This window comes from Paenibacillus sp. N119s, assembly GCF_059447605.1.
Genome location: NZ_JCAJRU010000479.1, coordinates 1 through 712, shown reverse-complemented (window position 1 = coordinate 712; position 712 = coordinate 1). Strand labels below are relative to the sequence as shown.

The window sequence follows — 712 nt, the reverse complement described above, 5'->3', positions numbered from 1 at the left end:
ACTTCATCGCTGTGCGCAGTGCCACTTCATCAAAGCCGTCCTGGCTATGCAGCATAATCGACTGGTTATGATGATGTGCATCCGTCAGGTTCTGCTCAAAAAACCAGTGTTGAACAGGTGTCAGCTTCACCGCGCCCACTACTTCGCTCTGATCCGCCAATCGGGTAACCGATTGGACTTTCAGCGCCAATGCAGACACTGTTGGATGACTGAACAGGTCTTTCATCTCCAGTCGATAGCCGGCTTGCAGCAAGCGGGACGAGACTTGCAGGGCTTTGATCGAATCGCCGCCCAGCTCGAAGAAGTTATCCTGCGTGCCTACGGCTTCCACGCCCAGCACTCCGGCCCATACCGCGGCCAGTACTTGCTCCACCTTCGTACGCGGGGCCACATAAGCTGCTCCCGTAGGGATGCTTCCTTCCGGCTCTGGCAAGGCCTTGCGGTCGATTTTACCGTTGCTGGTCAGCGGAATGGCCTCTAGACGCATCAGGCGTGCAGGCACCATGTGCGCTGGCAGCTTGTCTTCCAGCTCAGCTTGTACCTCCTCGATCCGTAGCTCGGTTGCTCCCGTGATGTATCCGCACAAATACTTGTGCCCACGCTCGTCCGTCCGGTCGATGACCACCGCTTGACGTACACCTGGTATCCGCTGGATCGCGGTTTCAATCTCGCCCAGCTCGATCCGGTAGCCGCGGATTTTGACTTGGTAGTC

1 protein-coding gene is annotated in these 712 nt (G+C 57.3%); it reads right to left on the bottom strand.

What is annotated here, in order from left to right:
* Positions 1 to 712 (bottom strand): phosphopantetheine-binding protein (locus AC5V8P_RS25870; protein WP_495474091.1); only part of this gene is annotated, 712 nt, incomplete at both ends.